We start from the raw sequence: 11,137 nt of genomic DNA on the forward strand, positions 1-11,137 counted from the left end.
TTGGGGGATTTATGCAAACTAAAAAGCGGGGAAAGCATTACCGCAGCTAGGATTGATGGACACTCTGCCTATCTGTGTTATGGCGGCAATGGTTTGCGTGGTTACACCTCGACTTTTACGCATGATGGGAAATACGCCTTGATTGGTCGGCAAGATGCTTTGTGTGGGAATGTTGTTGGAGTCGAAGGTCGGTTCTTTGCGTCTGAGCACGCGCTTGTAGTAACCGCAAACACGGATATAGCAATCGAATGGCTGACCTATGTGTTGAGTCGCATGAACCTCAATCAGTACTCTGAATCGTCAGCTCAACCTGGCTTGTCTGCCTCTAAGCTGGTGATGTTAAGAATTGATGCCCCTTCAACAGCGGCCGAACAAACCGCCGTCGCCGCCCTGCTCTCCGACCTGGACGCCGAACTGGCCGCTCTTGAAGCCCGCCTGAGCAAAACCCGTGCCCTGAAGCAGGCCATGATGCAGGAACTGCTGACCGGGCGGATTCGCCTGTTATGAACACCTTGCCGGCTGCTGATACGGCGCTGGTGGCCGAGCTGCGCCAACTGATCGACGCCGCCCGCCAGCGGGCCGCCACAGCGGTGAATGCCGAGCTGACCCAACTGTACTGGCGGATCGGCGAACGCATCCACCGCGAAATCCTCGGCAGCCAGCGGGCGGGCTATGGCGAGGAGATCGTCGCCACGCTAGGTCGGCAACTGAGCGCCGACTATGGGCGCGGCTGGAGTGCGCGGCAGTTGCGACTGTGCATCCGCTTCGCCCAGACTTACCCCGACGCGCAGATTGTGTACACGCTGTGTGCCGAATTGAGCTGGTCACATCTGCGGCTGATCGCGGCCCTCGACGATTCGTTAAAGCGCGACTTCTACACCGAGTTATGTCGGTTGGAAGGCTGGAGCGTGCGCCAGTTGCAGGAGCGTATGCAGTCCATGCTGTTTGAGCGCTCGGCGATCTCGAAGCAGCCGGATGCTACCCTCCGCCACGATCTGGAACAGTTGCGCGAACAGGGCCAGCCCTCGCCCGCGCTGCTGCTGAAAGACCCCTATGTGCTGGACTTTCTCGGCCTCCACGACCGTTACCTGGAAAAGGATCTCGAAGACGCCATCCTGCGCGAGATTGAGCAATTCCTGCTGGAACTCGGCGCTGGCTTCGCCTTCGTTGCCCGCCAGAAGCGCCTACAGATCGACAACGACGATTTCTACATCGACCTGTTGTTCTACAACCGCAAGCTGAAACGGCTGGTGGCGCTGGAGTTGAAGACCGGCGACTTCCGCGCCGAGTACAAGGGGCAGATGGAGCTATACCTGCGCTGGTTGGCCCGCCACGAGCAGGAACCCGATGAAAACCCGCCGTTGGGCATTATTCTATGCACCAGCAAGAAGCAGGAGCAGATCGAGCTGCTGGAGCTGGGCCAAAGTGGCATCCACGTTGCCGAGTACCTGACCGTGCTGCCGCCGCCGGACATCCTGCGGGCGTGCCTGCACCAATCCATTGCGCGGGCGCGGGCGCGCCTGCTGGAGAACAAGGACAGCACATGAACCCGTCGCGCCGCTCCGAACGCCAGACCCAGCATCGCGTGATCGCGCTCTTTACCGACCCGTCGCGCCCGGACTGCCTCGGTTATGACTACTTGGGTGATTGGCGCCAGCGCAGCAGCAACCGCCCTATCGAAACCGAGCTGCTGCGCGCCAACCTGCAACGGCGTGGCTATTCCGACGCCCACATTGCCGCGGCCTTGCAAAAGCTGCTAACGGCGGCGGACAGCACCGGCATCACCCTCTACCAGGCCAACCTGCGCACCTACCAACTGCTGCGCTACGGCGTCGATGTGCAGATCGCCGCCGGCCAGCCCCACGACAAGGTGCACCTGATCGACTGGGCCGTGCCGGGCAACAACCACTTCGCCCTGGCCGAGGAGGTGACGCTCAAAGGCGGTTACCCGCGCCGACCCGACATCGTGCTCTACGTGAACGGTCTGGCCATCGTCGTGCTGGAACTCAAGCGCAGCTCGGTGGAAGTGGCCGATGGGGTGCGCCAACTCATCACCAACCAGGAAGAACTCTTCAACAAGGGCTTCTTCAGCACGGTGCAACTGCTCCTGGCGGGTAGCGACTCGCAAGGACTGCGCTATGGCACCACCGGCACGCCGGAGTCGTTTTTCGTGGCCTGGAAAGACGAAGCGCCGCCCGCCGCCGGTGTCGCCCCCGACGTCGGCCACCTGCTCGACCGGCCGCTGGCGCAGGTGTGCAACAAGGCCCGGCTGCTCGATCTGCTCCGACACTTCATCATCTTCGATGCCGGTCAGAAAAAGGTGCCGCGTCAACACCAGTTCCAAGGCGTCAAGGCCACCCAGGAACGGATCGCCCAGCAGGAAGGCGGGGTGATCTGGCACACCCAGGGCAGCGGCAAGAGCATCTTGATGGTGTTGGTCGCCAAGTGGCTGCTGGAGCACGACCCGGAGGCCCGTATCCTGATCATCACCGACCGGGATGAGCTGGACCAGCAGATCGTTGGCGTCATGCGCAACGCCCGGGTCATCGGTGACAGCGCCCCATCACCGCGCATCACTTCCCGCGCCGAACTGATCGAGACGCTGGGGGCGACCACACCGCGCCTGCTGTGCGCGCTGATCCACAAGTTCGACACCACCGACCTCAAGGGCGAGCCGCCCCGGGTGCATGGCCGTTTTTATATCTTCGTCGATGAATGTCACCGCACCCAGGGCGGCGACATGAATCGGCAAATGAAGCGCTGGCTGGCAGGGGCGATCTTCATCGGCTTCACCGGTACGCCACTGCTACGCAAAGACAAGCAGATGACGCGGGATGTGTTCGGCACCTACATCCACACCTACAAATTCCACCAGGCGGTAGCCGACAAGGTGGTGCTGGATCTGAAGTACGAGGCCCGGGACGTACCCCAACGGCTGGGTTCCCGCGCCGCCATCGACCTGTGGTTCGAGCAGAAGACCAAAAACCTCAACAATTTTCAGAAGGCGCTGGTTCGCAAAACCTGGGCAACTTTGGAACATCTGATGAGTGCGGCGGAGCGCAAGCAGCGCATTATCGCCGACATCATTCAGGACTTCGCGCTGAAGCCTCGGCTCAACAACGACCGGGGCACGGCGCTTCTGGTGGCGGCATCGATCTACGACGCCTGTCATTATTTCCGCCTATTCCAGAACACCGCGTTCGGCCCGTATTGCGGCATCGTCACCTCCTTTGAACCGAACCACAACGCCATCTCCAGAGAACCGCCCAACAGCGACGAGCGCTACAAGTTCGACACCTATACCCGGCATGTCCTAGGCAAGGGCCAGACCACCACGGAGTACGAGCACGAGGTCAAGCGTCGTTTCAAGGACGAGCCGGCCAACCTGAAACTGTTGATCGTGGTCAGCAAGCTGCTGACCGGCTTCGATGCGCCCAGTTGCACCTACATTTACCTGGACAACGAGTTGCGCGACCACAATCTGTTCCAGGCCATTTGCCGCACCAACCGGCTGGACGGCGACGACAAGGATTACGGCCACATCGTCGATTACAAGGAACTGTTCGGGGACGTGCAGCAGGCCATCGCCGTGTATAGCTCCGATGAACTGGACATCGACGCGGGCAGCGGCGGCGAAAACAACGTCCATCTCAAGAACTGGCTGGTCGAAGGCAAGAAGCAACTGGACGAGGCCCGCCAAGCCTTGTATTACCTGTGCGAGCCGGTGCCTCAGCCCAAAGCAATGGAGCAGTACCTGCGTTACTTCTGCGGTGACGCGGCCAACCCGAATGCGCTGAATGAAACCGAGCCGCTGCGGGTGTCGTTCTACAAGGCTGTGGCGCTCTTTACCCGGGCTTATGCCGACCTGGCCCAGAATCTCAGCGAGGCTGGCTACCATGATGCCGAGGTGACGGCCCTGCAACAGGAAGCAGCGTTTTACACAGAACTCCGCGCCGCGATCAAAAAACACTCCGGTGAGGAGCTGGACATCAAACCCTACGAGGCGGACATGCGCCACCTCATCAACACCTACATTCAGGCCGATACCGCGACGGCACTGGGGGAACTGGGCGAGTTGTCGCTGACCGAGCTGATCATCGAAACCGGCATCCACGATGCCATTGCCCGCAAGCTGAATGAAAAGGGCCAGCTCACCAGGAATGCGGTCGCCGAAGGCATCATCAACAACGTCCGCAAGACCATCATCCGCGATCAGCTCACCGATCCGAAGTTTTACGATCAGATGTCCAAGCTCTTGGACGACCTAATCCAGCAGAGCAGGGACGATGCCGATGCCTACGAGGAATTTCTCAAGAAAGCCGAAGCACTGGTGCGCCAACTGGCCGCGAAGCAGCCCCAGGCTGGCGTACCGGCGGTGCTGCACGGGAACCGCGAGGCCACCGTCCTCTTCAACAACCTGGCCACCATTCCCTGTGAACACTTCCAGTGCCCCGCTGATGAGGACAGCAAGGCGGAACTGGCCTTGCAAATCGACCGAACCCTCCGCGAACAGGCCCCGGCGGGCTGGCAGGACGATGCCGACGGCCCCCGGGGTGCCCAGGTACTGAACGCGCTGTTCCCGCTGTTCAACCGGGATCGCACCGCCACCCAGGCTATGTTCGAGATCGTCAAGAACCAGCAGGGCTATCCATGAAGAAAAGCATCCAGTTGGGCGAACTGACCATCGAAATTACCCGCAAGGCGGTCAAGCATGTGCATCTGTCAGTCCATCCGCCGATGGGACACGTCACCCTGGTGGTGCCGACCCACACCCGCCTGGACGTCGCCCGCGCCTACGCCATCTCCAAACTCGGCTGGATTCGCAACCAGCAGACCAAGCTCCAAGCCCAGGCCCGCGAAACACCCCGCCAGTTTATCGAGCGGGAAAGTCATGACTTGTGGGGCCGGCGCTATCTCCTCTCGGTGCTGGAGCAGGAGACGAAGCCCGGCGTGAAGCTGGATCACCGGCGCATCACGCTGATCGTCCGCCCGGGTAGCTCGCGGGAGAAGCGCGCGGCTGTGATGCACCACTGGCATCGGGCGCTGCTGCATCAGACGATGCCCGCGCTGATCCAAAAGTGGCAGCTCGTTCTGGGTGTGACGGTCAACGGCTACTTCCTGCAACGCATGAAGACCCGGTGGGGTAGTTGCAATTACCGATCTGGCACGATCCGCCTGAACACCGAACTGGTCAAGAAACCGAAGGACCTGCTGGAGTATGTGGTGGTGCATGAAATGCTGCACCTGATCGAACCGACCCATAACCCGCGTTTCATTGCGCTGCTGGATACCCACTATCCAAACTGGCGGGAGGCAAGGGCGGAATTGAATGCGCTGCCGTTGGCAGCGGAATCGTGGGGCGGGCCGGGTTGAAATGCGACTGACCATTGCCAAGCGGATAGTCGGTCGGTCGTGGTTATAGCGAGTCTCCAGAAGACTGATCCGATCAAAAGGACGTGGAAAGCAGGAATGTCCGCTACGCTTTAACGGTACCGGTTGGCGGGCTGCTGTCACAACTGCCACTGCATCCTTTGCATCGTTCTCGTCCTGACAAAAGGCTTGAGTGCGTTGCCTGTCGCCTGCCCTCGTCCCCTACCCTCGTCCCCTACCCCGCGTCCATGTCACTCGAACTGGATTGATACCGAGCGGGGTTGTTCACGCTAACCTTTCAAGCGCAAGGTGGGACGAGTCCTATTTGGATTCGGGCTGGATTCAGCCAGCGCTTGGGATTTCGCGCCTATCCCATCCGCCGCTTTCACTGGGGTGGGGGTGGGGGTGGGCGTAGGGGTGGGCGTGGTCGTTCCTTGGGGTGGGGAAGGTGGCGCCGGGGCGGTAGACTCCACGGCAGGTTTTGGCTTCTTCTCAAATACCTGAAGCGCAGGATGCTTGAGGAGGATCTCGCCGTCTTTGATCCGATCCAAGGAGCCGCTTAAGGCGGCCACCCACTGCGGATAACTCTGGGCGGCCTGCTCCAGCTTGCGCCAGACCTTGGTCGCTAAGATAGCACTGACCACCCCCTCCCCGGTCTGGATGCCGATTTTCAAGCCCGATTGAACGGGTAAGGGTTTTGGCAATTCTGAAAATTTCACCGTCAGTTCCAGTCGGCCAGGCACAAGATGATCCTCCGGTAATAGCGTATCGTCAGAAGGGCGGCTAGACGCTAGGGCGCTCGCGGTTCCATGGGGCGATTGAGAGGTTGGGGCCGTCCTACCTGGAAGGCGAGCGCGAGCTACTTCAGCTTCCTCTGCGGTTACCACCCCCGCCGGTTGGCCCTGTAAATCGATCCGGACTGCGCCTTCTCTTAAAGATCGTTGATAGCGGACGTGATTACAATAGCGGCCCAAGAGTCGCTTGATCTCCGCACGGGTGAAGCCCTCCCCCAAGACCGCCAGCAGATCCTGATGAATCCCAATCTTGAGCGGACGCACCCGGTTCCAGTTGAAGCACTCTGGAAACCGGTCCGTTAATGAAATCGGCTCGCGCAGCACAGGAGACGCTTCGAGCGGTGGGGTGAGATCAGTCATCGTATCGACCTTTGAAGTTGCACCATGATAGATTTCATCTCGTTTCAAACCTTTTCTCCTTCCCTGGTCCCTTCAAAGATCCCGCAACCAATCAAACAACTCCCGAATTTCGTAAGCCGCCTTACCTCCAGGTTCGTATTCCACAACGCCTAAACCATTAATCCCTGCATGTTGAAACGCTGCCCGATGCCCTAAGGCGATTGGCGCTACCGTGGCACCATAATTTGAAATTATCTCCCGAGCCTCTTCAGTGTCCGGTCCTCGAGAGGGCACTGCATTCAGAACCACGACAGCTTCTCGCTGCCCCATACGAACCAAATCAAGCGTAGCGCTTAGCGTATCCAGATCAAAGATCGCGGCTCGGCTTGGTACGAGTACGATATCAGCGACTTTTACCGCAGCCATTGTTGTATTGCTGATCGCTGGCGGAGTATCAATGAAAACCCATGCAGATGAACTCGCTTGCTTGAGGACATGAGGCAAGCGCGCCGCTTGCGCGGAAATGATTGTAGGAAATGCGGTTTGACGCCTGTCGCCCCAGTTCGAGGCAGTGGCTTGCGGATCAATGTCGATGATGGTTCCTGCCTCTCCAGCCGCCAAGGCAGCGACAGCTAAATTAACGGCCACCGTCGTCTTGCCGGCCCCACCTTTTTGCGAAACAATGCTTACGATCCGCATCTCGTTATCATGTTGTAGGCTGGAAACCGCTCAATGACCGAGTTTACACATGTAAATTTCGGTTAAGAATCGAACAAGCCCGATGGCTCGAAGAAATGAGCTACTTGTTAGAGTTTACATGTGTAAACCATAACCTAGCGAGCCATCACTTATAAGGCATTATATCATGGCTAAACGTGTTTCCCTGGCAACAGCCGTCAAGCTCCAAAATCCAGGCCAGTGTTTGCTAGCACAGGTGGAAAACTGGGAATCGGTAGGCGAAATGCAAATGCTTCCCTTAGCCATGATCGATCCCAGCCCTTACCAGCCAAGAGAAGTCTACAGCGATGAAGCGCTCGATGGGTTAGCGGCAAGCATTAAAGAAACAGGACTTATACAACCCATCATAGTGCGACCGAAAGATAATCAGCGTTATGAGCTGGTGGCCGGTCATCGGCGGTGGTTGGCAACAGCTCGCACTGAAAAGACCACGATCGCGGCCATAGTGCGCCCGCTTGATAACCGCGAGGCCGCCACGATCTCCCTGATGGAAAATTTACAGCGGGAGGATCTAGATCCAGTCGATACAGCTAAAGGACTGCAACGGATGCTTGATGAGTTTAAGCTAACACAGCAGGATTTGGCAGCACTTTTAAGCCGCTCCAAAGCAGACATTACGCTGACATTGGGTTTATTGAAGCTTCTTCCGGAAATCCAAGCGTATATCAAACAGGGAAAACTAACCGCTGGTCATGGTCGACTGCTCTATCGACTGTCGCATGAGAAGCAGCGTGCGCTAGCAGAAATGGCGATGGCCAAAGCCTGGACGGTGCGTACGCTTGAGCGGGTAATCGCACAACAAAAAACCGCTTCAACACCGAAAGCAGACCGAGATAATAATGTCGTCCGACTGGAAACTTTACTTCAGACTCACTTCGCTGTTCCGGTGAGGATTCGTGCAAATCCAAAGGGAGCGGGATTTATTACGTTTCGGTATCACTCGCTAGAAGAATGCGAGGCCATTCTTAACCGCTTTGGATTACCACCGGATCAGTATCAATAGCCTAAGCTCGACTTTCCCTCTTAGGCGGCATAGCAGAGTAGCTCTGTCAGGCGTTGTAGGACGGGGGATCACCCGGCCTGCACAAGCCAGTGGCGCGGAAGGTTAGGGAAATCCCACCTTTCGGGTGTCACCCGCACCCTGGCCCGCGCGAGGGGCATCGCCCCTAAGCCATGGCCTTTGCAATGGGTAGAGTCCGGCGTGCCCTGCCCATAAGGTTCGATATCGCAGCTGTTGCCGGTAGTTCGGGCATTGATTGCGGTGGCCTACGCCGCTCGTCTGGGGTTTGGTGCACGGTGATAGGCTGAATTTCATACTCGTCAAAGGGTGCTGGTTTGCGCATGACAAACTTCCGTTCAAATAGTGTAAGGAAGAAGGCGCTTACGTGCCTTCACCCTGGCTGACCGTGTGAGGTTCGTAGGGCATCACGAAGCAACGGCCCGCGCCAATCGGTATGGAATCCAGGCTTATGCGGTAGCCCTTGCCGCTCTGGGTCGGCCAGAGCGCTCCCAGGTGCGTCCAAGGTGAACCAGCACGTTCCGGTGCAAACCAGACGATGAAGGCGGGCGCTTTGGTGACTGGAATGGACGTTTTCTTGGCCATGAAACGTCTCCTGATTCCTAACCGAGAGGCCGTGACCCTCGCGGCCTTTCTGGCAGCACCCAAAGATCGCTATCAGACGGCGGCGGCACCCCAAAGGCCGAAGCACAGAGGTGGCCTGTTGCGGTGGGCGGTGGTGGGCTTACGGTCTGCCGATAAGAAAGGACGGGGATGCGAGATCAATCCGGTTTGGAATCAGGAGTCTGATGTGGTGAGACACGAGGGAATCGACGCGATCAGAGCGGGCCGCATAGCAAAGGGGACAAGGCAGGTTGCCGCATACCGGGCCAGCTACAACGGTTTATCGTCGCCCATACTCTCCACGAGAGAGTAACGAGTGCTACGCCCGCCAGCGTCGTCTTTTTTCAGGATTAGGAGTTACGCAGTTGAAATTCTAAGTGATTGATTAATAGAAGATTTCGGCTGTCTGCCACACAAGTCGATTTCTTTTAAAATCAGAGCGTTAGAGATCCAACTGCGTAACTCCTAAGGATATGTTTTTTAATAAGGTCTTCAATATCACGACTGGCGGTGTCTTGTGAGCATTTGGCTATTTTCGCCCATTTGGATGAGGTGAGCTTCCCCTCAAAACCGTCCATGAGCCGATTGAGGATAGCGCGTTGACGGGCGTTGAAGGCTTCTCCCGAATGCTGTTTCCAGAAGCGAGCTTTTCTAAGCACCTCTTTTAAAACAGTCTCCGCACCCACGAAAGCGCGTTCCAGACAACCGAGAAACCACTCAAGATAGCCCGTAATCTCCAGATCGCCTTTTTGCGCCCTCTCCAGGGCGTCATAGTACTTTCCGCGTTCTTTGCGGATTTGCGCTGACATGCTGTAAAAACGCGACCCGCTTTCTTCGGATCGCGCCAACATCATATCGATGATGGCGCGGCCTATACGTCCGTTGCCGTCCTCAAGCGGATGAAGGGTCACAAACCAAAGATGAGCGATAGCCGCCCGCAACACCGGGTCAACCCGGCTGTCAATGGTTTTGTCTTCAATCCATTCGAGAAAGGTCGCCATTTCGACCTCAAGCCGTGTCGCCTCCGGCGCTTCAAAATGGGTGCGCTCGCGCCCTATAGGGCCGGAAACTACGCGTATCGGGCCGGATTCTTCCGTGCGCCATCTGCCCACGGTAATCTGGTACAACCCGCTATAGCCAGTTGGAAAAAACGCCGCGTGCCAGCCACACAGCCTTTTAGCGGTCAGTGGTTGTCTGTAGTTCTGCGTGGCGTCGAGGATCATATCAACGATCCCTTCAATACGCCGGTCTTCCGGTTTCAAGGCTCCGATATCTATACCGAGGCGACGGGCAAGAGAAGACCGTACCTGTTCGCGATCCAGGATTTCGCCCTCGATCTCGCTGGACTTGATCACCTCTTCGGTTAACGTCTTCAGAATGGCCTCTTCACGTAATGTGATGCCTAGCCCCTCAAGAGTACCCAGTATTCGGCCTTGCCGATGACGTACCGCCGCCACCTGGGCTGCAAGGCGTTTTTCATCCCACCGGAAGTGAGGCCAATCCGGTAACTCATGAATATAGGTGGTCATAATCTCCGCATCCCGTGCGGAGATTATAGCCTCTTTTCTCCGCAGAAGAAGCTAAAGTATTAAGAATACAAGATTTATGACAGAATTATGCCTTTCATTTAGAAATGATCTTCCTAGGAAGAAATCAGCTACTACCCCATCTACTGTAGAAACGACTTTCAAAAGCCACCCGGCAACGGTTTGGCGACTCCTTCAACGTCTCAATTTTGTCATGAATGGCAAAATACCAACGCGCCGCGTTTTCAAGAGAAGCCTGTGCGACATAGAGATAGAGGTCCTCGATCTCTTTTGCCGCTTCCGGGGCAATCTCAACCTTGTGCAGCATCGCGCGTCAAACCATGCCTTTTCTCGAACTCATCGAAGAAATGATCCATCGGAATCGCTTCGCCTTCGTCGTGCTCTTTGGCGGCACGGGCAATTTTTTCGAGCGTCCCGTTAAGTTCAACCATCTCTTCATAAGCCTTGGCGGACTGGATGACCAGTTCGGCCTTGCCGTTCGCGGTCAGAATTTCAGGCTTTCCGGTCTCCTTCAGGCGCTTGATGTGCTCGGCGGGCTTGCGGCTAAAGTCCGAAACCGGGTGTATAGCATCCATCGTAAACATGGCAGCACTTCTCCTGAAAATTAACAGATAGTTTTCGGCTTATAATAATAGGAGTTACGCAGTTGGATCTGATGGAGTAAAAGGACGGAATGAATCCAGCGAAAGTGACCGATGAAGATTACATCCAGTTTTTGCTTGCGACGC

At 57.1% G+C, this 11,137-nt stretch carries 11 protein-coding genes; 5 read left to right on the forward strand and 6 right to left on the reverse strand.

The genetic code is table 11. The annotated features are described in order from the left end of the window. Genes BN873_RS19585 through BN873_RS12710 form a run of 4 tightly spaced genes read left to right on the forward strand, consistent with a single transcriptional unit; the run spans position 1 to position 5,373 of the window. Positions 1 to 507 (forward strand): restriction endonuclease subunit S, encoded by a 507-nt coding sequence (locus tag BN873_RS19585; protein ID WP_171820475.1) that lies wholly within the window; start codon positions 1 to 3, stop codon positions 505 to 507. Beyond that, positions 504 to 1,547, forward strand: coding sequence for a PDDEXK nuclease domain-containing protein (locus BN873_RS12700; RefSeq protein WP_048674223.1), 1,044 nt, complete (start codon positions 504 to 506; stop codon positions 1,545 to 1,547). Before BN873_RS19585 ends, BN873_RS12700 begins: the two co-directional genes overlap by 4 nt. After that, complete coding sequence (locus BN873_RS12705; protein WP_048674225.1) at positions 1,544 to 4,654, forward strand: type I restriction endonuclease subunit R; 3,111 nt, start codon at positions 1,544 to 1,546, stop codon at positions 4,652 to 4,654. Before BN873_RS12700 ends, BN873_RS12705 begins: the two co-directional genes overlap by 4 nt. After that, complete coding sequence (locus BN873_RS12710; protein WP_048674227.1) at positions 4,651 to 5,373, forward strand: M48 family metallopeptidase; 723 nt, start codon at positions 4,651 to 4,653, stop codon at positions 5,371 to 5,373. The genes BN873_RS12705 and BN873_RS12710 overlap by 4 nt, the downstream gene beginning before the upstream one ends. Positions 5,374 to 5,660: 287 nt before the next feature. Here BN873_RS12710 and BN873_RS12715 read toward each other — a convergent pair whose 3' ends face one another. Both BN873_RS12715 and BN873_RS12720 read right to left on the reverse strand, forming a co-directional pair. Beyond that, positions 5,661 to 6,572: a ProQ/FINO family protein gene (locus tag BN873_RS12715; RefSeq protein WP_048674229.1), complete on the reverse strand. Its 912-nt coding sequence runs from the start codon at positions 6,570 to 6,572 to the stop codon at positions 5,661 to 5,663. 24 nt (positions 6,573 to 6,596) lie between these two features. Beyond that, complete coding sequence (locus BN873_RS12720; RefSeq protein ID WP_071244193.1) at positions 6,597 to 7,202, reverse strand: AAA family ATPase; 606 nt, start codon at positions 7,200 to 7,202, stop codon at positions 6,597 to 6,599. Between the two features lie 166 nt (positions 7,203 to 7,368). Here BN873_RS12720 and BN873_RS12725 point away from each other — a divergent pair, with 166 nt between their 5' ends. Beyond that, positions 7,369 to 8,244 (forward strand): ParB/RepB/Spo0J family partition protein, encoded by an 876-nt coding sequence (locus tag BN873_RS12725; protein ID WP_082161275.1) that lies wholly within the window; start codon positions 7,369 to 7,371, stop codon positions 8,242 to 8,244. 378 nt (positions 8,245 to 8,622) lie between these two features. Here the strand turns inward: BN873_RS12725 and BN873_RS12730 are convergent, their stop codons facing one another. From BN873_RS12730 to BN873_RS12750, 4 genes are all read right to left on the reverse strand, one after another. Continuing rightward, complete coding sequence (locus BN873_RS12730) at positions 8,623 to 8,844, reverse strand: hypothetical protein (RefSeq protein ID WP_048674233.1); 222 nt, start codon at positions 8,842 to 8,844, stop codon at positions 8,623 to 8,625. 452 nt (positions 8,845 to 9,296) lie between these two features. Next, positions 9,297 to 10,391: a Fic family protein gene (locus BN873_RS12740; RefSeq protein ID WP_048674238.1), complete on the reverse strand. Its 1,095-nt coding sequence runs from the start codon at positions 10,389 to 10,391 to the stop codon at positions 9,297 to 9,299. A 124-nt stretch (positions 10,392 to 10,515) separates the two neighbouring features. Continuing rightward, positions 10,516 to 10,716, reverse strand: a complete 201-nt coding sequence (locus BN873_RS12745) for a type II toxin-antitoxin system RelE/ParE family toxin (protein ID WP_048674240.1) — start codon at positions 10,714 to 10,716, stop codon at positions 10,516 to 10,518. After that, positions 10,700 to 10,993: a type II toxin-antitoxin system Phd/YefM family antitoxin gene (locus BN873_RS12750; protein WP_048674242.1), complete on the reverse strand. Its 294-nt coding sequence runs from the start codon at positions 10,991 to 10,993 to the stop codon at positions 10,700 to 10,702. Before BN873_RS12750 ends, BN873_RS12745 begins: the two co-directional genes overlap by 17 nt. Positions 10,994 to 11,137 lie beyond the last annotated feature (144 nt).

The organism is Candidatus Competibacter denitrificans Run_A_D11, assembly GCF_001051235.1.
GTDB classification, from domain to species: domain Bacteria; phylum Pseudomonadota; class Gammaproteobacteria; order Competibacterales; family Competibacteraceae; genus Competibacter_A; species Competibacter_A denitrificans.

What these genes read in the sequence shown, in the direction of transcription:
- BN873_RS12705 (WP_048674225.1), top strand. Translation starts at nt 1,544, where the DNA reads ATGAACCCGTCGCGCCGCTCCGAACGCCAGACCCAGCATCGCGTGATC.
- BN873_RS12740 (WP_048674238.1), bottom strand. Translation starts at nt 10,391, where the DNA reads ATGACCACCTATATTCATGAGTTACCGGATTGGCCTCACTTCCGGTGG.
- BN873_RS12710 (WP_048674227.1), top strand. Translation starts at nt 4,651, where the DNA reads ATGAAGAAAAGCATCCAGTTGGGCGAACTGACCATCGAAATTACCCGC.
- BN873_RS12700 (WP_048674223.1), top strand. Translation starts at nt 504, where the DNA reads ATGAACACCTTGCCGGCTGCTGATACGGCGCTGGTGGCCGAGCTGCGC.
- BN873_RS12730 (WP_048674233.1), bottom strand. Translation starts at nt 8,844, where the DNA reads ATGGCCAAGAAAACGTCCATTCCAGTCACCAAAGCGCCCGCCTTCATC.
- BN873_RS12745 (WP_048674240.1), bottom strand. Translation starts at nt 10,716, where the DNA reads ATGCTGCACAAGGTTGAGATTGCCCCGGAAGCGGCAAAAGAGATCGAG.
- BN873_RS12725 (WP_082161275.1), top strand. Translation starts at nt 7,369, where the DNA reads ATGGCTAAACGTGTTTCCCTGGCAACAGCCGTCAAGCTCCAAAATCCA.
- BN873_RS12750 (WP_048674242.1), bottom strand. Translation starts at nt 10,993, where the DNA reads ATGTTTACGATGGATGCTATACACCCGGTTTCGGACTTTAGCCGCAAG.
- BN873_RS12720 (WP_071244193.1), bottom strand. Translation starts at nt 7,202, where the DNA reads ATGCGGATCGTAAGCATTGTTTCGCAAAAAGGTGGGGCCGGCAAGACG.